The sequence below is a fragment of the Rhodoferax sp. GW821-FHT07G04 genome, from assembly GCF_059418585.1.
This window is the reverse complement of the sequence record NZ_JBWKQD010000027.1, coordinates 1-893: the sequence shown is the minus strand read 5'-3', so window position 1 is coordinate 893 and position 893 is coordinate 1. Positions and strand designations below refer to the sequence as shown.

The following is an 893-nucleotide window of genomic DNA, read 5'->3' as shown; positions in this document are numbered from 1 at the left end:
AAGGGCAGCAGCGTCACCTTCACGCTGCAGGCCACGGGCCTGAACCCCACCCTGGCGCCCACGGGCAATGTGAACTTTTACGATGGTGCGACCCTGCTGGGGCCAGCCACCTTGGTCAACGGCATAGCCACGTTCAGCACCAGTGCACTGACCACTGGCAGCCACAGCATCACGGCCCAATACATAGGCGATGGCAACAGTGCGGCGGCTACGTCTGCGGTACTGACCCAGGTCATCACGGCCAGTGCGCCCACAATCACCTTGAACACCTCGGTGGGCACGGTGGCGGCCGGATCGCCTGTTACCTTGACGGCCAATGTAGCTAGCATCAAGGACTTCAGCGCCATCACCGTGGCCGATGGGGTGAGTGTGGCAGGTAACACCGTGACTAAAACGGGAAGTGCATCTGCATGGAATGCCTCCATTCGCAGCACGGTGGGATATACCGGTGGAGCCAGTGTGAGTTTCACAGCAAGCGCCGGTAGCACCTATGCAGTGGGCTTGAACACTGATCCAGTGACTGACAGTAGCTATGCCTCTATTGACTGGTGCCTTTACTGTTCAAGTGTGTATTTGTATGCATATGAGAATGGAACACAGATAGATCTCGGAACCTACGCTGCTAACGATAAGCTGAGTGTCACCTACGACGGCACCAGCATTCGCTACCTGAAGAACGGTGCGGTCCTGCGCACGGTGACGCCTCCGACCATCACAAATCCGCTTTATCTGGATTCGTCGATTTTCTCAGCTGGTAACCAGATCACGGACCTGCAATTCAAGAACGGCTCCGGCGTCAACGCCCAAACCGATCTGAGCAACGTCCCCACGGGCACGGTCAACTTCTTCAGCGGCCAGACCTACCTGGGCCAGGCCAACGTCGTCAACGGCGT

General features: G+C 57.7%; 1 protein-coding gene. It reads left to right on the top strand.

The annotated features are described in order from the left end of the window. Positions 1–893 (top strand): Ig-like domain-containing protein (locus AC07OO_RS25545; RefSeq protein WP_495084992.1); only part of this gene is annotated, 893 nt, incomplete at both ends.